This is a genomic window from Rickettsia bellii RML369-C (genome assembly GCF_000012385.1).
Classification (GTDB): domain Bacteria; phylum Pseudomonadota; class Alphaproteobacteria; order Rickettsiales; family Rickettsiaceae; genus Rickettsia; species Rickettsia bellii.
The window spans coordinates 127,334-146,497 of record NC_007940.1 but is presented as its reverse complement, the minus strand read 5'-3'; the positions used below and the strand labels follow the sequence as shown (position 1 = coordinate 146,497).

Genomic DNA, 19,164 nt, shown 5'->3' with positions numbered 1-19,164 from the left:
ATTTTCTGAGTTTAAAGGCTAAAATACTATAAAATACAAATAGTGCTATATAAATGTGGTAAAAATATCATTGACCTTACACCAAAACTACCTTTAAAGAAGTCATAATAGGTTTGAATTAGCAATATTTAAGGATGTTAAATTATAGTAGATAGACGAAGTTTTATTTGGAAAAGAGAAATCGGTCTTGAAGCTGATACTAGCTGCGTAGTTAACTTACGTGAGGATTATCAGCAAGAGACTTTGTTGCCAATTTTTCAAATAAAGCAAGTATATCACCATCTTAGTAAAGCACTACCCCAAGTAAGACCAGCACCAATAGCCGAGAATAAAATAATATCACCTTTTTTGATTTTACCTGAAGCTTTGAGAGTACTTAAAGCAAGGGGAATAGAAGCAGATGAACAATTAGCATGTTTTTCTACAGTTTTTACTACTTTATGATCTTCGACATTTAATAGCTCGGCAAGCTTATTAATGATACGTACATTTGCTTGATGGGGGATAAAATAGTCAATATCGTTTACAGTAAAATTATTATTGCGTAATAATTCCTCTATAGATTGGTGCATTTTCTCTACTGCAAGACGGAATAGTTTCTGCCCCTGCATAATTATTTTACCGCTGCTGCCATTCATACTTACGCCACCATTGGTGTATAGTATTTCGTAATCTGCACCGCTTGAGAAAATATTGCTGTCTATTATACCGGAGTTATCATCACTACGTTGTAGGATTACACTGCCTGCTCCGTCACCAAATAAAACACAAGTAGCTCTATCTTCCCAATCCAGTAAAGAGGTCATTTTTTCAGCACCTATCAGCAGGATAGTTTTATATTTACCGGAAGAAATAAGAGAATTTGCTACTTGCACGCCATAAACAAAACCGGCACATACGGCTTGTAAATCAAATGACGGAACATTATTTAAACCGAGATAACCTTGTAGTTTAGTTGCAACTGATGGGAAGCTATTATCAGGAGTAGTAGTGCATGTAATAATTAAATCAATCTCATTTACTGAAATATCGGCATCCGCTATAGCCTTTTCAGCGGCTTTTAAAGCAATATGAGAAGTATATTCAGTATCACCTGCTATATGACGCTGCGAAATACCGGTTCTTGTTCTAATCCACTCATCGTTAGTATCAACAAATTTTGCAAGCTCATCATTGCTAACAACTTTTGGAGGGAGATATCCGCCGCAGCCAATAATTTTACAGGTCATAAAAATTTAAGTTTAAGCTACTTCTTCTTCAGTTTCGATTTTTTTCGTTACTACTTGACGATTATTATAAGTACCATCAATTAAAGAAACGTGATGCGGAAGTTTATATTCACCAGTTTGAGAGTCAACTATTACATTAACTTTACCAAGTGCTAAATGTGAACGTCTCATATTACGTCTTGATTTTGATGTTTTCTTCTTTGGAACTGCCATTATTTACCTCTTTTATTAAAAAGTATTTGTCAAATTAGTGAAGCAGTATATTATAATCTTATAATAAAATCTAGATAAAATTAAATTTATGAAATTTTTCTTAATATTCGTCTCCACTATATTCGTCATTTTTTCCTTAAGTGGTTGCCAAACTATTGAAAATAGAGGGCAATCTATAGATGACTCAGCACTTACAAAATTAGAAGCAAAAAAACTAAGTAAAACAGAAGTGGTAGAGCTAATTGGCACTCCTACCATGATCCCAGAATATTCTCAAGATACATGGTATTATGTCGAGCGAGTTATGTCACAAAGAGCTTGGCTTAATCCTAAAATCGTAAAACAGAGAATAGTAAAAATTACCTTTGATAGCCGTAATTTAATGCAAGAGATTGTCGTCATTGATGATTCACATAGGCATGATATTGAAACGATCAGTGAATATACGAAAACATACGGCACTGAACTTAATGGCTTACAAAAATTCGTTAAAAACCTAGGTAGATTTAATAAAACTACTGGCGGAAATAAGAATAAAAATAAAAGCAAGAAAAAGAAATAAGTTGTTGTACTGTCATCCTGCGTAGGCTTTGGCGTTATTGCGTAGATTATTTTCCCTTGTCATCCCGTGATTTATTCACGGGATCCAATTAAAAATACTAATAAAATTAGCATTTTTTAGCTGGATTGCGTACGTACAATTACTTCGTAATTTCCTTAACTCAGACGGGAAACTAATCCACGCTAGGCAAGCGGGAATAAGATATGAAACGCACTACAAGCTATCGCTGTCGTGTATTTTTTCAGAAACTTCACCGGAAAATATAACATTACTTTGCTCTGTAATAATATCTGTTTGTTTAATAATGCTTACTGTTTCACAAATAAGTGTATTGAGATTACCGATAATTTTAGAATCTGAGCTAGTGACATCTAGCATTATATTGCTAATAAATTTTTTGATTAAATTATCTCTAGCAACTATTAGATCAGGACTATATTTTTCTTCTGCAACTTTCTCGTTAATTTTTATAAATCCATGTAAAAATACTTGTACTCTGAAATAATTAACAATTTCAAAAGCCTTATTGAAACATTTTATGGCTTTATGATTATTTTCCTTTATTTGTTCATTTAATCTAATTAAGGAACATCCTTTGTAGAAATAACAGGTAGCAATAATATCGGGGTTAGCATTTTTACTATTTTGCTCTAAAGCTTGATCAAAAAAATCTACAGCCTTTTCATTTTTTCCTGCAAAATATGCAGCTAGCCCTTTGCAATAATCAGATTCTTGATTTTTATTTAGTTTGCTTAAAACTGCTGCTTTAGCTAAATAACTATCTTCAAAACTAATATTAATAAACCGATCACCATTTTTTTCGTACTCATTTTTGTAATTAATGAATTTATCTAAAGCGTTTATTTCTTCTTCATATTTTTGGAGAGTATTAAAAAGATGGGCTTTATTATAATAAGCATAAATACAATGTTCATCTTGTGAATGATGAGGATTAAGCGTTAAAAGCTTATCATAAATTATAATAGCTTCTTCAGCCTTTCCTAACTTCCCCAAACAAGCTGCTTTGCCAAAATAAGCGGAATACATATATTTGTTGTAAATAGTAGCCTCACCATAATTGATTGCAGCTTCATCAAATTGTTTTAATTTTTCTAATAAATACGCTTTATACAGATAGGCTTTAGCAAGTCCATTATTATAATTATTAATTTCTTCTTCATAATAGATATTTTTAGTATCTATATAAAAATTACTTGCCATATTTATAGCTTTGTTAAAAAATGCTAGTGCTTTCTCAGATTGTTCATTTTCAAAAATAAGCCCTAATCCTAAGTAAGGAATAGGATAATAATTATCTGTAAAAAATTTATTATCTTTGCCGTATTCTATAGATAATTTATAAGCAGCCATTGCTTCTTGAATCTTACCTTGATTAAGCAATTTATTCCCTATAGTGCCGTAGTTAAAAATTATTTCTTCAGTGGAATTAAATATTTGAAATGGAACATGTTTTCTTATTTCATCTGAAAGTCTATTTCTTTCTTCTAATGTTTTAGGCAACTCTTGTGCTAGTATTTCTTCATCTGATTCGCTGAAACATGATATTGGATCTCTCATGATTCTTTTTAATTTTTGGATATGTTCTTCAGTTAATTTTCGTTTCATAGTTTAATAATATTTTTTATTGATATATTTATACCTTTGATACTGCAAAATTTATTAAATCAATTTGGGATTCGTGTTTGCTCACGTATTTTTATACGCTTAGCTTAACTCATCACTTATTTGATTTCTAACCTTTGAAGTATCTGCGGTATACGTTAAAAATTATTAAAATTTTTAACCGCTCGAATCATATAAAAAAATTAAATACAATAATTCTTGAATTGATAGTTTTATTAAGTGGAATTGGTGTATGAGATTCTATAATTGAATAGAATTTGAAAAATTGGCACAAAGTTAGATAAGGATATGCCAACTCTTCATTTATTAGCAGCATAAACCGCTAGTAAATGAAGAGAATTATTAGATAATAATGAAAATAAAGCAATTAATTAGAAACTTTTATTGCATTTAATTTATTATATAGTTTGTAAATAGACTGTTCAGCATCGTTAATTTTTCTATTAACTACTTTCAATAATTTTTTTGAAGGCTCTTCAGTTATTTGTGCAGCAGAGCTTATCTGTTCTGCTAAATTTTTAAGAGATTCTTGTATTTCTATAAAGGATCTTCTAAATTGCTCTTTAATCGTAGTAGATGATTCTTCAAGCTCTTTTATTTTTAAACATAAATTTTCTAAAAGCTGCTCTACCTTAGCTTGCATTAAGTTTAATTTTTGCTTCTCTTTTTCACTAAGATAACTTAATGTTTCTTGCATTTTTGCTTGAATTCTTACCTTTGTAGTACGATCAAGTTCTGAAGTAAGCCCAACCTTACTCATCAAGAATATTATCCATTTGTGAACATCAAAATGATACCATTTTGCACCGTTACGATAGTCTGAAGGGAAAGCATGGTGATAATTATGCCAATTTTCTCCAAGTAAAAATAAAGCCATCCACCAAATATCCCCAGCAGTTCCTTTATAATATTTTTTACTACCAACAAAGTGGCATAAAGAATTTACACAAAAAGTTGCTTGTTGTTGCAGGAATCTACCAAGCCCCATGAATAAAAATCCCATATATGCCGAATGTAGAGTACCGCCGACTAGATAGCCTATAATTAATGGTACAGCTACATTCATAAAGACTGCTATCTGCCAATAATATCTTAGCTGCCACTTTAATAAACTGTTTTTACCAAGTTTAACCCAAGTAATACGATCGATAGATTTGTAGCTGCCTTGCCCAACTAACATCCAGCCTATATGAGACCAAATAAAACCTAAAACCCTATTTTCAAATTTTAAAGGACTATGCGGATCTTGATCTGTATCTGTTTTAGCATGGTGCTTATAGTGATTTGAAGCCCAAGATAAAGCAGGTCCTTGCAAAGTTCCAGCAGATAGTACAACTAAAACAAACTCAGCATATTTATTTATCTTATAAGAATGATGAGACCATAATCTATGCAATCCAATTCCAACCGTAATATTATTAACATAATAACTGCTAATCAGAAGAATAATTTCAGTCCAACCTATTCCATAATTGGATACATATTTAACTAAAAGCGATATCAGGATAACAGGATAAATTATTAGTGCAAAAAATGCAGGCTTATTTATTTTACTTAGCATAAAGTTTAACCGATTTTTAATTGTAACAATGAACCTAACTAGCATCGATAAGAAATATTAACACAATTAATATATAAATACAAAGAAATTTTTAAGTATCTGATTCTACTATATCTTTATTAAGAGAATAACCAATAAAACGGACTGTTTTAATAATTGGGCTATCTTTTCCTAAAGCATCTCTAATTCTATTTATATGCACATCAATCAGACGCTGGTTAAAACTTTCGTCATCTTCCCATAAATATCGCATTATTTCTCGGCGTGAATATACACTATCGGGCGACTGCAGAAAAAGTCGCAGAATTTTAAATTCTGTGGGACCTAAACGAATAGTTTCCTTGCCCTTATAAACCCTTTCAGCATTTAAATCAATGCTTATATTTTTAAATTTGATAATATTATCCTGTAGAATTGTTTTAGAGCGTCTTAACAAGTTTTTCAGAAAATGGATGATCTGATCAGATAAGAAAGGTTTATAGAAAAATGATATCAAATCATCGATCTCCATTAAATTTAACTGTTTAGTTGAGGACAGAAAAATTATCGGTGTACTAGAAAGCCTATCAATTTTCCTAATATTAGATACAGTAACCATAGGATTTTCCTGTAGTTCTGCATTAGTAACTATGATAGCAAGGGGTTCATAGAAGAAATAATTTAATATTTTTTCTATGTTTATAATCCTTGTTATGTTAAAGCCTGCTCTTTCTATATCGTTACATAAAGAAATATTAATGCTTTTTTTATTTTCTTCTTCTATGATTAGAAGTTGTGGTAAGAGTTTGTCTAACACCAAATTAACCTCTGTTAATATTTAGTAAATAATTGAAAATTTTTGTTAATAATCTTCAGATTTACTAGGGGTTATAGCAAACTTTTTTTAAAAATAAACAAAGAAATAATAATTTTTTAAAAATAATACTTGAATTTAATAGTTTCAGTTGCTATAAATAGCTTTATTTTAAAGTTTTTGTTGGGATTCTTATAATTATGAGTTTTTACGAGTCAGTTTTTATTGTGCGTCAAGACGTATCATTAAATGATATAGATAAAATAGTTGATGATTTTAGTAAAATCATCAAAGATAATAACGGTGCTATTGTAAAAAAAGAATACTGGGGATTAAGAGCTTTAGCTTATAAAATCGGTAATCACAAAAAAGGACATTATTACCTTTTAGGTCTTGATACTACTCCAGCCGTAAAGCAAGAGCTAGAAAGAAAAATGAAACTTAATGAAAATATCATAAGATTTCTTACACAGAAAGTAGATTCAATTAGTAATGAGCCTTCACCGATATTAAAAAATCAAAGTACAGAAAATACTCCAGTAATTGATGTAACGGCTAATTAAAATAATCAAATCTAAATTTGCAGGAATTAAGGTAAAGAATGTCGAAAAATAATACTAGTGAAACAATAACCCGAAAACCAATGGAAAGAGCTTCTAAAAAAGTGTTCTTTAGAAGACGTAAAGGTTGCCCTCTTTCCGTGCCTAATGCACCGGTTATTGATTATAAAAATCCAGAGCTTTTAATAAAATTTGTTTCCGAAGGCGGTAGAATGCTACCAAGTAGAATCACAAATGTTTGTGCAAAAAAACAAAGAAAGCTAAATAATGCTATTAAAATTGCAAGAATTTTAGCGTTGTTACCTTTTGTATTTCAAGCTAAGTAAAGGACGTATAATACCATGGAAGTTATTTTAATTAAACCGGTAAGAAAATTAGGTAAGATAGGGGAAATACATAAAGTAGCCGACGGATTTGGTCGTAATTATCTTTTACCACAAAAATTAGCTATTAGAGCTACCGAGCTTAATAAAGAGTTGATTGTTAAGCAGAAACATGAATTAGAAGAAAAAGATAAACAAATAAAATCAGAAATAACAAAAATTAATGATCTTATTAAAGATCAAAAATTAATTTTTGTTCGTCAAACATCAGATGATGGTAAGTTATTTGGTTCAGTAAATAATAAAGAAATAGCCGAAAAATTATCTCAAGCTGTATCTTACCCTATTTCTCATTTAAATATAATTCTTGATACTCAGATTAAATCTACAGGAATTTACAAGGTTGAAGTAAGATTGCATGCTGAGCTTAGTACAGAAGTTACAGTGATTGTTGCAAGATCAGAATCAGAGATACAAGATTATTTACGTGAGCAGAAAACTGAAAAATCTACAACAGAGCCTTTAGCTGAGTCAGCTTAAGGCTATCTTCGCTACTCTGCAATTTGATTTGTCTTTATTCAAATGCTTTATTTATCCCGTAATTTAATTACGGGATAAATAAGATAATAATCACCAAACATCTATCTTAGTTAATGCATAATTAGTACTTATTATATGCAAAGAAGTAAGTACTGCTTGTGTAGACTAGTTTCCTCTATTACCCTATCACGGCATTGCCTACATCGAAAAACGTGATCGGTGTCATCTAGTTGCTTGTCCTATTACCGGACAATTGATTTATTCACGGGATCCAGTTAAAAATAATAATAAAATTAGTATTTTTTATTATTTTCTGGATACCGTGGTCAAGCCACGGTATGACACCAAACACGTTTTTCGATCCACGCAACAATGCCGCCACGGGATGACTACCTTAGGGTGCTTTTCGATCCACACGGGCAAAGCTTCTGCAGGAATGACATAGAATAATAACTGTCCGGCACTATTCATCACCATAGGCGAGTCCTAAAATTTGGCTTACCCAATCTTAAAGTATCAAGGATATACAAATTATCTTTATTCGGGGGCGTTTGCAATAGGTCTATTTTCATAAATTCTTTTTGTCTGCAATACTATTTCTCCGATTTTTTTCTGTAAAATCTCTATAGGCGGTAATTCTGTCCAATATCGTGCAACATGAATATACTGCTAATAAACGAAAAGTCGGTAGACGAAGTTTAATTTGGAAAAGAGCAAGAAGTCCACAAGATGAGGAGCGGAGCGTATACTTAATACGTGAGCACCGCAGTACTTATAGGACGACGTAGCCAATTTTTCAAATTAAACAAGTATACCGCTTGCCGACATTTCTAACAACTCTACTTGGGCGTCAGATTTTTCAGAACATAATATAATACCTATTGGAGGCTTTTCATTTTCAAAACATTCGTTCTTTTTTAGCCAATTTAAATATAGCTCCATTTGACCTTTATACTCTGCTTTAAATTTTCCTGTTTTTAACTCAATCGCTACTAATCTTTCTAGCTTTCTATTGAAAAATAATAAATCTAAATAGAAATGTTCATTATTTATAGTCATACGTTTTTGCCTTGCCACAAATGAAAAGCCGGTACCTAGTTCTAAAATAAATTGTTCAATACGCTGTAATATTGCATTTTCCAAATCACTTTCATAATGTTCATCTGGAAGTTCTAAAAAATCAAGTATGTAAGGGTCTTTAAGAATTAAATCAGGCTCTAACCTAGAATCTGTTTTAAATAATGATATTACTTGTTCTTCAGATCTATTAGATAACTTCGTTCTTTCATATAACATTTTATCAATATTACTACGTAACTTTCTAACACTCCAATTTTCTTGTATAGACATATACGCATAAAATTCTCTTTGATTCTGTTCTTTTAGAGGTAATAACTCTATTATATGACTCCAACTTAATTGGTGCGACAGTGTCGCACTAATTTGTTGCTCTTTAAAAGATTGATAAAATTGATTCATGCGAATTAGAGCTATACGAGAAAAGCCTTGCCTATATAAGGAAGAAAGACCTTTAGCTAAAGTCTTAATAACCTCCTGCCCGTATTCCGCTCTTGTACTTTTAAGGATTTCTATGCCAGTATACCGCAGATATTTTAAGATTTGGAAGTCAAATAAGCGGTGAGCCTGCGGAGCGTACAAATAGTACGTGAGCAAAGGCGAATCCTGAAATTTAGCTTACCAAATATTGAAATATCAAAGGTATATAACATTGTCATTTCGGCATTAGCTTTAATGGCAATTCTAACTTTAGCATTATTAATAAGAACGCTAATATCATTTATTAGTTCATTAGTATTTGTTATTATTTCATTCATGGATTTTTCTATATATTATGTTTTGCTATTTCTAATTGATTTTAATAAAAATTTCAACACCAAAAGTTTTATATTAACTTTAAAAAATAAAATTTGATTTTTTAGAATTAAGCCTATATTTTAATTTAATTAAGAATTAGTTAAGTATGGAAGCTTATGTCAAATATAGATAAAGAAAAAGCAGTTGCTGCGGCTCTCGCACAGATTGAAAAAAGCTATGGTAAAGGCTCGGTTATGAAACTTGGTCAGCGTCCTAATGTTGATATAGAATCTGTATCAACCGGTTCGCTTGGGCTTGATATAGCTCTTGGAATTGGCGGAATTCCTAAAGGTAGAATAATTGAAATTTTTGGTCCTGAAAGCTCGGGTAAAACTACTCTCACATTGCATTTAATTGCTGAGGCACAGAAAAAAGGCGGAACATGTGCATTTATTGATGCTGAACATGCGTTAGATCCGGCTTATGCTAAAAAGCTTGGAGTCAATATTGACGAGCTTATCATATCTCAGCCTGATACAGGAGAGCAAGCTTTAGAAATTGCTGATACTTTAATTCGCTCCGGCGGTATTGATATGATAATAATAGATAGTGTTGCCGCTCTAGTACCGAAATCAGAGATTGAAGGCGAGATGGGCGATGCACAAATGGCTTCTCAAGCAAGATTAATGAGTCAGGCTTTACGTAAACTTACTGCCTCAATTAATCGTACTAACTGTATTACTGTTTTCATCAACCAAATTAGAATGAAAATAGGTGTAATGTTTGGTAGTCCTGAAACTACAACCGGCGGTAATGCTTTAAAATTCTATGCTTCAGTTAGAATAGATATCAGAAGAATAGGATCTATTAAGGATAAAGAAGAAGTAATAGGCAGCCAAACCAAAGTAAAAGTAGTAAAAAACAAAGTATCACCTCCATTTAAAACAGCAGATTTTGACATAATGTATGGCTCAGGTATCTCAAAAGAAGGTGAAATAATCGACCTTGGAGTGAAACTTGACATAATAGAAAAATCCGGCTCTTGGTTTTCTTATAATAGCGTACGTATCGGTCAAGGGCGTGAAAATGTTAAACAATATTTAAAAGATAACCCAAAAATTTCTAATGAAATTGAGAAGCTTGTAAGAGAAAAATCATCTAAAGTCACTAATATAAATTTTGAACAAGAGGAGGAAGTAAATGATTGATTTAAGCGGTCAAACAGCATTAATTACTGGAGCTTCAGGTGGTATAGGAGGTGCTATTGCAAGGCAGCTTCATAAGCTTGGAAGTCATGTAATTATAAGCGGGAGTAATGAGGAGAAATTAAAAGCTCTTGGTAATGATTTAAAAGATAATTATACAATTAAAGTTTGTAATCTTACAAATACTGAAGAATGCAGCAATTTAGTAGCTCAAATAGAAAAATTAGATATTTTAGTCTGTAATGCCGGTATTACCAAAGATACGCTAGCAATAAGAATGAAAAATGAAGATTTTGACCAAGTTATTGATATTAATTTAAAAGCAAATTTCATTTTAAATCGTGAAGCAATAAAAAAGATGATGACTAATAGATACGGACGTATCATTAACATAACCTCAATAGTAGGAGTTTCAGGGAACCCTGGGCAAGCTAACTATTGTGCTTCTAAAGCAGGTTTAATCGGTATGACAAAATCACTTGCTTATGAAGTTGCAACCAGAGGGATTACAGTTAATGCAGTAGCTCCAGGTTTTATTAAATCTGATATGACTGATAAGTTAAATGATGAACAAAAAGAAGCTATAACACGAAAAATCCCGAAAGGAACATATGGTATGCCTGAAGATATAGCAAATGCGGTTGCATTCTTAGCAAGCAAGCAATCGTCATATATTACTGGTCAAACCCTACATGTAAATGGTGGAATGTTAATGGTATAAAATTTTATGCTGGCATAAAACAATTTTTTGTGCTAGAAGTTCTTTTAAAGCTAAAATAGCTATGAATAATAAGTATTCATAATATTTTAAAATATTAAACTTATGTTTATAAATATACAAACTAATAAAAATGATTTATGGAGTTCAAAATTATGAGTAAAGTGGATAATATCGAGCAGAAAGTTATCAAAGTTATTGCTGATAATCAAGGGAAAAAAATTGAAGAAATCAGCGTGGACTCGCGATTTGCAGAAGATTTAGGAGTAGATAGCCTATCTACAGTAGAAATAATGATGGAAATAGAGAAAGAATTTGGTGTTGATGTTCCTGATGAAGAAGCAACTAAGATAAAAAAAGTAGCAGATGTTGTTAACTATATAAAAGAACATAAATCTTAATCTGTGTCAAATTAAGACCTAATAAAAAATAATTAAGGATGTTAAATCAAACCATGAATAAAAGAGTAGTTATTACTGGTCTTGGGATGATTACCCCAGTTGGGCTTAACGTTAAGTCATCTTGGGATAATATAGTCCAAGGGGTAAGCGGTATAAAAACTATTACAGCATTTGATACTTCCAAACTTGCATGCAAAATTGCAGGACTATTAAACCATTCTGAAGAGAATGGCTTCAAACTTGAAAATTTTACGAAAACTGAAGATGTAAATAGATTGAGTAAAATGGATAAATTTATCCATTATGGCGTTGCAGCTGCAACTGAAGCAATTGAAGATAGTGGATGGTTACCAGAGGATCAAGAATCACGTGACAGAACCGGTTTAATATTAGGTTCAGGAATTGGCGGTCTTAAAATGATCGAAGATACTTCTGTAAAGCTTCATCAAGAAAATAATGGTAAGGTTAGCCCATTCTTTATTCCAGCTTCCTTAATTAATCTTTTATCAGGTCTTGTTTCAATAAAATATGGCTTTAGTGGTCCAAACCAAGCTGCAGTAACGGCTTGCTCTACTGGAGCACATGCTATAGGCGATGCTATGCGTATGATAAAGCATGGCTATGCTGATGTTATGATCGCAGGCGGTGCGGAAGCACCGGTAACACCTGTTGGAGTTGCAGGTTTTGTAGCAGCAAGAGCTTTATGCACTAAATATAACGATGATCCTGAAAAAGCATCGAGACCTTGGGATAAGGATCGAGGTGGTTTTATTATGGGCGAAGGAGCTGGCGTTGTAGTCTTAGAAGAATACGAACATGCTATGCGTCGTGGTGCTAAAATTTATGGTGAAGTCGTAGGATATGGCTCTACGGGTGATGCGTATCATATGACAGCTCCGCATCCTGAAGGGAGAGGAGCTTATCGAGCAATGCATGAAGCTTTGCAAGATGCTGGTACAAACCCTGATGCGATTGACTATATTAACGCACATGGTACTTCTACTGATATAGGCGATGCGATCGAATTAAATGCAGTTCAGAGATTATTTTTAGAAGCTAATCCTAAAGTTTTAATGTCTTCTACTAAATCTTCAATAGGGCATTTGCTTGGTGCTGCCGGAAGTGTTGAATTTATCTTTGGTACACTTGCAATTAGAGATCAGATTGCACCACCTACTCTAAATTTAGAAAATCCAATGGACGAAGTTAAGCTAGACTTAGTTGCACTTAAAGCTAAAGAGGCTAAAATAAACTACGTACTTTCCAATTCTTTCGGGTTTGGCGGAACTAACACTAGTTTAATAATTAAAAAGATTTAAAGTCATTGCGAGAAGAAACTGAAAGTTTCGACGAAGCAATCTCAGGAGTTACTATGTCATCTAGTTGCTTGGAAACTAGATCCAGAAAATAATAAAAAATACTAATTTTATTAGTATTTTTAACTGGACCCCGTGAATAAATCAATAGTACCGGACAGTTATTAAAAAAATGTTATATTTTATTCAGGTGTAGGTGACCTTATATGTCATTCCCACGGAAGCGGGAATCCAGAAAAAATAAACATAAACGCAGTAACTTCTTAAAATTAAAAGCTTAGGTATCTCGCTTTATGCTGGATTCCCGCTTCCGCGGGAATGACATAGAATAAAAACTGTCCAGTACTATAGAATAAATCACGCCATGACTACCTTAGGGCGTTTTTCGATCCACGCAACAAAGCAATGCGGGAATAACTTTTATCTAGTTACAAAGCCACGGCATAACATACTCTTATGACTACTCCAATCTATTACATTAAAGACGGTAATTTAAGTTTTGCAGATAAAATAATTTTATCTGACTTAGAACTTTATTTATATAAAGGCGATAAGATTTGTCTGATAGGTCGTAATGGCTGCGGTAAATCAAGCCTAATGAAAGTAATATCGGAAGATTATGAGTTAGATAACGGAGAACTATTTAAAGACCCTGCAATCACAACCGGATATTTAAAACAAGATATTGCGATCAAACTTAATTCTGATGTTTATGATTTCATTCTAGAACAAAAAAGTAATAACAAAGAGATAGATAAATACCAAATCGACATCATACTAGAAAAGTTACAAATCAACGGCACAGATAACCTATCCACCTACTCAGGTGGACAGCTTAGAAGAGCCAGCCTTGCTAAAACCTTAATATTAGAGCCAGAAATATTATTGCTTGATGAGCCGACTAACCATTTAGATATTGAAACAATTGAATGGCTAGAAGGATACGTTAAATCATATAATGGTGCGATTATTTGCGTTAGTCATGATAGAACTTTCCTATCAAATGTGACTAATAAAATTTGGTGGCTTGATCGTGGACATTTACGCAAATCCGATAAAGGATTCAAATATTTTGATGAATGGCAAAATATTATTATAGAGCAAGAAGAAGCAGCCCTGCGGAAATTAAATAAAAAATTAGCTCAAGAAAATGAATGGTTAAATGCAGGTGTTACAGCTAGACGTAAGCGTAACCAGAAAAGGCTTGCTCAGCTAAAAACCCTAAGGGAAATAGCAAGAGAACATGCGGCAAAGCTAGCTCGTTCAAAACAAAGAGTACAAGCAGAACTTGAAGAAAATATAGCTAAAAGTAAGTTTATTATCGAAGCTGATAATGTTAGTTTTAGCTATAAAAATACTAAAATTATCGATAATTTTAGCTTCCGTGTTAAAAAAGGCGAAAAGATCGGAATAATTGGAGCGAATGGCTCAGGAAAATCTACTTTTATCAAATTACTAACCAAACAACTTACTCCTGAAATCGGCAAAATTATATATGGTGGTAATTTAGATATCTCATATTTTGATCAACATCGAGAAAAACTAAACCATAATCATACTTTGCAGCAAACTTTATGTCCTACTGGTGGGGATCAGGTATTTTTGCCTAATGATAAAACCATGCATGTTGCTGGTTATTTAAAGCAATTCATGTTCGACCCTAAGCTACTAAATGCTAAAACTGCTATTCTATCAGGAGGTGAGGCTAACAGGCTATTACTAGCAAAAATTTTAATTAACCCTGGCAATTTGCTTATCCTAGATGAACCAACCAATGATTTAGATATGGATAGTTTAGAGATTTTACTAGACATACTTGCAGATTATTCCGGCACTTTAATAGTAGTTAGTCATGATCGTGATTTCTTAGATAGATTAGTTACACGTACTTTAGTCTTTGCTCAAGGTAAAATTCACGATTTAACAGGTGGATATGAAGATTACAAACAATATTTTACTGCAAGTCCTACAATTAAAAAAACCTCAAAACCTATAACTCTTACTTCTAGTCCTAAAGAAACACAAAATAAAAAGCTATCTTACAAATATCAACGTTTGCTTGAAACATTACCAAATGAAATTGACAAATTAGAAGCTTCAATTAAGGCTTTAGAAAAGCAACTTGAGGATAGTAATCTATACCTTGCAAACCCTCAAAAATATAATCAAATCAGTACTCAACTAGTTAATGATAAAAAGAAACTTGATGAGTTATTAAATCAGTGGCTTACAATACAAAGTTAATTTTTGTTAATAAATGCTTGACTTAAATTTTACTATTTGCTAACGTTTTGCTAACGTTTTTTCGCAATTAGAGTAATAGATATAAAAGGTTATTGTGAGTAATAAAGAAAATATAAGCAAGAAACAGATAGATGATCTTCAAATTTCTAATGAAATTAAATCTATCCTTTCTCAAGTAAGTGCTACTAATAATCCTGCAGAGTTAAGTAGATTAGCAAGTCAAATACGATCGCTAAAATCTGATAATAGTTATCTTAATAATATAATTGATGAAATTCAAAACACTATAATAAAAAAGCAAGAAACTTCTGAAATACAATCTAATTCTGAAACTTATGCAAGAGACTTAGAAAAATTACAACAACAACTACAACAAGAAGAGATACAAAAATATAAAGCAAAAGTAACAGAGCAAATTAGAGAGCTTAATACTAAACACGATAAATTTAAGGAAAATCTAGAAGAGTATAAAAAATTATATACCCCACTAGAAGAAATGGTAAAAAAAGATTCTAAAGGGGAGATAACAATTGATGAAAAAGCTGTAGATAAAAATATACTAACTCATCAAGAAGTAGAAGAGCGTAGACAAAAATTTGCAGGGCTTAAAGAACAAGAGAAAGGAATAAATGAAGTATTTGAGAAAGCTCAGCAAGAAAAGGAAGAGCTAGAAAAAGAAATTAACAGCTTATCGCAAATAAAAAAACAACATTTAACCCCAGAGCAAATAAATAAATTAAAAACTAATCATGACAAGCTAGCAGCGAATAAGGAATTATTAGAAAAAGCTCGAGAAATAAGACAAAACATAAAGAGTGATCTCGATAAATTAAAATCATCGCATGAAAAAGATCACGTACACATAAAACAATTTAAAGATGCTATAGAAAAAACAGAACATACTAGAAGTCCTGATAAACATGAACAATTAAAGCAAAAACATGTTTTACTTTACAATCAACATGATGCAATAACAAATAATAAAGAGCTAGATGAAAATGATAAACAAATACGTCAAAATGTAAAAACTCAACACCAGTGCGATAAAATAAAAGATTCTTTAACTAATTCAGAACCTAAAAAAACTATATCGCAAAATGTACAACCACAAATTAATAATCAAAAAAAAATAGGTCGGGAAATATAATTCATTCGTCTATAAAATAATCAATCACAAAACTAAAAAAGGAGAAAATTATGTCTAAAGGAAAAAAAACTGCAGAAGAATTATTTAAAGAATTCCAAAAAACTTATACCCCTGAAGCAAACAAAGCTTTTGTACAACAAACACAGCAAGATTCCAAAAATCTAGAAAAAATGGTTAATTACCATACAACAACACCTCATCATGGAGATTTGCATCAAGAACAAGATAATAACGTTAAAAATTTAGGAGGTACTAAACATCACTCTAAATGTGAAATAATATAATTATCTTTCTTCTTTATTTTCATATAACCTATCTAGAATTTACACAAATTCCAAATTCTATGCATTTTTAAAAAATGCATAGAACCTAAGTAACCTATCATCTAATATTATTTAAAATTTGATAAAGTTATTTAAATATATTATAATGTAGACCTTTTTAAGGTATTACAAAACAATATGAGTAAGAAGCTTTATATTAAAACTTACGGATGTCAGATGAATGTGTATGACTCCGTTAAGATGCAGGATTTGCTATATCCTTATGGCTATGAGCCTACGGAAAATATCGAAGAAGCAGATGTTATTATTTTAAATACTTGCCATATTAGAGAAAAAGCCGCAGAAAAAACCTACTCAGAACTTGGTCGTATTAAAAAATTACAAGATGCACGAAAAAAACAAGGTCTAAATTCAGCAATAATAGTAGTAGCTGGCTGTGTTGCACAAGCTGAGGGCGAAGAAATTTTTACCAGAACTCCTTATGTTGATATCGTAGTTGGTCCTCAATCTTATTATAATTTACCTGAATTAATTTCTAAAGTTGTTAGACACGAAAAGCATTTAATCGATCTTGATTTTGTTGAAGAAGCAAAATTTGACCAATTACCTGAACAGTTATATCCGCAAGGAGCTAGTAGCTTTATATCAGTGCAAGAGGGGTGCGATAAGTTTTGTACTTTTTGCGTAGTACCTTATACTAGAGGTGCTGAATTTTCAAGAAACGTAGAGCAAGTTTATAGAGAAGCCTTAAAGATAGTTAGTAGCGGTGCTAAAGAAATTATGCTGCTTGGACAGAATGTTAATGCTTATCACGGCAAAACATCAGACGATAAAGTATTTACTCTTGCTGATTTGATAAGGCATTTAGTAAAAATTCCAAATTTAGAGAGATTACGTTACACCACGTCACATCCGATAGATATGACAGATGACTTAATAAGCTTGCACGGCTTAGAGCCTAAATTAATGCCGTTTTTACATCTTCCAGTGCAATCAGGTTCAAATAAAACACTCAAGGCAATGAACCGCAAACATGATCGGGATTATTACTTTGATATAATTGATCGCTTAAGAAAAGCAAGAGCTGATATAGTTTTATCTTCTGATTTTATTGTTGGATTTCCTGGCGAAACAGATGAAGATTTTGCAGATACTTTAGATTTAGTCCGCAAAGTAAAATATGGTCAATGCTATTCATTTAAATATAGCCCACGTCCTGGTACCCCAGGTGCAACAAGAACCGATCAAGTGCCTGAGCATATTAAATCAGAAAGATTAACCATATTGCAGAAAGAGCTTGCGGCTCAGCAATTAGCTTTTAATGAAAGTTGTATAGGTTCTACAATGAAAGTTTTATTTGATCGTGATGGTAAATTTGATGATCAGATCATAGGTAAAACACCTTATATGCAGTCCGTATATATCAAAAATCCTAATAAAGATTTACTTGGTAAAATTATTGAGGTAAAAATTACTAAAGCAGCACTTAATAGTTTAAGTGGTGAAATATACCGTTGATACTTTAAAATTTAATATAATAGTTTAATTTGAAAGAGCGATAATCATTATCTGCTAATTTTTCAAATTAAACGAAGTATATGTTCCTTTTCAAATACTCCTATTCTTTATTTATTCATACTATATATTGTACTTTTTTTGTCAGGTTATTTAATTTTATATGTTAATAATATTTAATAAGTTGATCTGGGAAAGTAAATTATTAATAATATAATTATATAGGACAATTTGATTAAGGGTATAATGATGTGATGAAATTTGATTCATATAAAGAAAGTACTTTATTAGATTTAGAAAACGCTGACTTAAAAGAGCCAGATATTCCTGATTTACTTGAATATTTAAGCAATAACCATCAAGTGACCCAATTAAAGTTAGCTGGGAAGTATATTAATGATGGAATTATACAGAATTTAGTAAATTCATCAAATATACAAAATCTTACTGACATTAATTTTATAAATTGTATCTATATTACAGATAAAGGAATAGAGGCTTTAGCTAATTCGCCAAATATGCAGAATCTTACCAGCATTAATTTTCAATACTGTTACAAGATTACAGATAAAGGAATAGAGGCTTTAGCGGATTCACAAAATATACAGAACCTTAACAGCATTAGTTTTGAGGACTGTTATAAGATTACTGATAAAGGAGTAGAAAGTTTAGTAAATTCACCAAATATGCAAAACCTTACTAGCATTAATTTAGGAAGGTGCAACATTACGGATAAAGCGTTAACGGATTTAACAAACTCTTCAAATATGCAAAATATTACCAGCATTAATTTCAGAGGAACTATTATCACGGATAAAGCGTTGATGGATTTAGCAAATTCTCTAAATATGCAAAATATTACTAATATTAATTTTAAAGATTGTAATGATATTACGAATAAAGGGATAACGGATTTAGTTAATTCTTCAAGCACAAAAAATCTTACTATTATCTCATTATCAACACTAATGTCGATTGAAGAAATAGAAGATATTGTAAAAAAATTACCTAAAATTCAAGAATTAAAGATTGCCGATGATAATGGATTAAGCGAGTTTTGTAATTATTTAATTCAGTTGAGAGATTTTTAATCT

At 31.5% G+C, this 19,164-nt stretch carries 20 protein-coding genes; 13 read left to right on the top strand and 7 right to left on the bottom strand.

Annotation, left to right across the window (positions count from 1 at the left end):
- Positions 1–275 precede the first annotated feature (275 nt).
- Complete coding sequence (locus RBE_RS00670) at positions 276–1,229, bottom strand: beta-ketoacyl-ACP synthase III (protein WP_011476824.1); 954 nt, start codon at positions 1,227–1,229, stop codon at positions 276–278.
- Between the two features lie 12 nt (positions 1,230–1,241).
- Positions 1,242–1,442 (bottom strand): 50S ribosomal protein L32, encoded by a 201-nt coding sequence (gene rpmF, locus RBE_RS00665; protein WP_011476823.1) that lies wholly within the window; start codon positions 1,440–1,442, stop codon positions 1,242–1,244.
- A gap of 88 nt (positions 1,443–1,530) precedes the next feature.
- On the opposite strand from rpmF, the gene RBE_RS00660 reads away from it, so the two are divergent.
- The gene (locus RBE_RS00660; protein ID WP_011476822.1) at positions 1,531–2,004 is read left to right on the top strand and encodes an outer membrane protein assembly factor BamE; all 474 of its coding nucleotides are present in this window, start codon (positions 1,531–1,533) and stop codon (positions 2,002–2,004) included.
- 213 nt (positions 2,005–2,217) lie between these two features.
- On the opposite strand, the gene RBE_RS00655 is transcribed toward RBE_RS00660, so the two are convergent.
- The 3 genes from RBE_RS00655 to RBE_RS09015 all read right to left on the bottom strand — a co-directional run bounded on the left by RBE_RS00655 (position 2,218) and on the right by RBE_RS09015 (position 6,005).
- Positions 2,218–3,630: a tetratricopeptide repeat protein gene (locus tag RBE_RS00655; RefSeq protein ID WP_011476821.1), complete on the bottom strand. Its 1,413-nt coding sequence runs from the start codon at positions 3,628–3,630 to the stop codon at positions 2,218–2,220.
- A 385-nt stretch (positions 3,631–4,015) separates the two neighbouring features.
- Positions 4,016–5,209, bottom strand: a complete 1,194-nt coding sequence (locus RBE_RS00650; RefSeq protein ID WP_011476820.1) for an acyl-CoA desaturase — start codon at positions 5,207–5,209, stop codon at positions 4,016–4,018.
- Positions 5,210–5,300: 91 nt separating this feature from the next.
- On the bottom strand, positions 5,301–6,005 hold the full coding sequence (locus tag RBE_RS09015) for a winged helix-turn-helix domain-containing protein (RefSeq protein WP_011476819.1): 705 nt from the start codon (positions 6,003–6,005) through the stop codon (positions 5,301–5,303).
- A gap of 197 nt (positions 6,006–6,202) precedes the next feature.
- On the opposite strand from RBE_RS09015, the gene rpsF reads away from it, so the two are divergent.
- Genes rpsF through rplI form a run of 3 tightly spaced genes read left to right on the top strand, consistent with a single transcriptional unit; the run spans position 6,203 to position 7,425 of the window.
- A complete protein-coding gene (gene rpsF, locus RBE_RS00640) occupies positions 6,203–6,565 on the top strand; it encodes a 30S ribosomal protein S6 (protein WP_011476818.1) in 363 nt (120 codons plus the stop codon).
- A gap of 38 nt (positions 6,566–6,603) precedes the next feature.
- Positions 6,604–6,888: a 30S ribosomal protein S18 gene (gene rpsR, locus RBE_RS00635; RefSeq protein WP_011476817.1), complete on the top strand. Its 285-nt coding sequence runs from the start codon at positions 6,604–6,606 to the stop codon at positions 6,886–6,888.
- 15 nt (positions 6,889–6,903) lie between these two features.
- Complete coding sequence (gene rplI / locus RBE_RS00630) at positions 6,904–7,425, top strand: 50S ribosomal protein L9 (RefSeq protein ID WP_011476816.1); 522 nt, start codon at positions 6,904–6,906, stop codon at positions 7,423–7,425.
- Positions 7,426–8,226: 801 nt separating this feature from the next.
- On the opposite strand, the gene RBE_RS00625 is transcribed toward rplI, so the two are convergent.
- Together RBE_RS00625 and RBE_RS09670 are read right to left on the bottom strand one after the other, a co-directional pair.
- Positions 8,227–9,084: a PDDEXK nuclease domain-containing protein gene (locus RBE_RS00625; RefSeq protein ID WP_143549780.1), complete on the bottom strand. Its 858-nt coding sequence runs from the start codon at positions 9,082–9,084 to the stop codon at positions 8,227–8,229.
- Positions 9,039–9,260, bottom strand: coding sequence for a DUF1016 domain-containing protein (locus RBE_RS09670; protein WP_143549743.1), 222 nt, complete (start codon positions 9,258–9,260; stop codon positions 9,039–9,041). Before RBE_RS09670 ends, RBE_RS00625 begins: the two co-directional genes overlap by 46 nt.
- Positions 9,261–9,416: 156 nt before the next feature.
- Between RBE_RS09670 and recA the strand changes: the two genes are divergently transcribed.
- The 9 genes from recA to RBE_RS00575 all read left to right on the top strand — a co-directional run bounded on the left by recA (position 9,417) and on the right by RBE_RS00575 (position 19,161).
- Positions 9,417–10,448, top strand: a complete 1,032-nt coding sequence (gene recA, locus RBE_RS00615) for a recombinase RecA (protein ID WP_011476813.1) — start codon at positions 9,417–9,419, stop codon at positions 10,446–10,448.
- Positions 10,441–11,166 (top strand): 3-oxoacyl-ACP reductase FabG, encoded by a 726-nt coding sequence (fabG, locus tag RBE_RS00610; RefSeq protein WP_011476812.1) that lies wholly within the window; start codon positions 10,441–10,443, stop codon positions 11,164–11,166. The genes recA and fabG overlap by 8 nt, the downstream gene beginning before the upstream one ends.
- A gap of 137 nt (positions 11,167–11,303) precedes the next feature.
- A complete protein-coding gene (gene acpP, locus RBE_RS00605; protein WP_011476811.1) occupies positions 11,304–11,564 on the top strand; it encodes an acyl carrier protein in 261 nt (86 codons plus the stop codon).
- Positions 11,565–11,602: 38 nt separating this feature from the next.
- Positions 11,603–12,883 (top strand): beta-ketoacyl-ACP synthase II, encoded by a 1,281-nt coding sequence (gene fabF / locus RBE_RS00600; RefSeq protein WP_011476810.1) that lies wholly within the window; start codon positions 11,603–11,605, stop codon positions 12,881–12,883.
- Between the two features lie 453 nt (positions 12,884–13,336).
- A complete protein-coding gene (locus tag RBE_RS00595; RefSeq protein WP_011476809.1) occupies positions 13,337–15,124 on the top strand; it encodes an ABC-F family ATP-binding cassette domain-containing protein in 1,788 nt (595 codons plus the stop codon).
- Between the two features lie 94 nt (positions 15,125–15,218).
- The gene (locus tag RBE_RS00590) at positions 15,219–16,271 is read left to right on the top strand and encodes a hypothetical protein (protein ID WP_011476808.1); all 1,053 of its coding nucleotides are present in this window, start codon (positions 15,219–15,221) and stop codon (positions 16,269–16,271) included.
- Between the two features lie 50 nt (positions 16,272–16,321).
- A complete protein-coding gene (locus RBE_RS00585) occupies positions 16,322–16,555 on the top strand; it encodes a hypothetical protein (RefSeq protein ID WP_041804589.1) in 234 nt (77 codons plus the stop codon).
- Positions 16,556–16,732: 177 nt separating this feature from the next.
- Positions 16,733–18,073, top strand: a complete 1,341-nt coding sequence (gene miaB, locus RBE_RS00580; protein ID WP_011476807.1) for a tRNA (N6-isopentenyl adenosine(37)-C2)-methylthiotransferase MiaB — start codon at positions 16,733–16,735, stop codon at positions 18,071–18,073.
- Between the two features lie 251 nt (positions 18,074–18,324).
- Positions 18,325–19,161 carry a hypothetical protein gene (locus tag RBE_RS00575; RefSeq protein ID WP_041804588.1) on the top strand — a complete coding sequence of 279 codons (837 nt, stop codon included), beginning with the start codon at positions 18,325–18,327 and terminating at the stop codon, positions 19,159–19,161.
- Positions 19,162–19,164: the final 3 nt, after the last annotated feature.